The sequence below is a fragment of the Pseudomonas sp. 65/3-MNA-CIBAN-0223 genome (genome assembly GCF_040310425.1).
In the GTDB taxonomy this organism is placed as follows: domain Bacteria; phylum Pseudomonadota; class Gammaproteobacteria; order Pseudomonadales; family Pseudomonadaceae; genus Aquipseudomonas; species Aquipseudomonas gregormendelii.
This window is the reverse complement of record NZ_JBEOPV010000350.1, coordinates 1-236: the sequence shown is the minus strand read 5'-3', so window position 1 is coordinate 236 and position 236 is coordinate 1. Positions and strand designations below refer to the sequence as shown.

Below are 236 nucleotides of genomic sequence, written 5' to 3'. Positions count from 1 at the left end.
GCTGTCTCTATTCAGATAGCCTAAGGTTACGTTAGGACCTTTGACACACATCTCGCCAGCTTGGTTGACGCCCACACGATTGCCTTCATCATCGATGACAATCACATCGACGCTAGGGACGGGAACACCAATCGTACCGTTAAATTTACGATCTGTAATGACGTTGGCGGTGCCTACCGCGACACCTTCAGTCATGCCCCAACCTTCAATCATCGCACAGCCCGTCGTCTCAAGCC

1 protein-coding gene is annotated in these 236 nt (G+C 51.7%); it reads right to left on the bottom strand.

Annotation, left to right across the window (positions count from 1 at the left end; all coding sequences use genetic code 11):
- On the bottom strand, positions 1-236 hold a 236-nt coding region (locus AAEZ09_RS29180; RefSeq protein WP_350601799.1), incomplete at both ends, for an AMP-binding protein.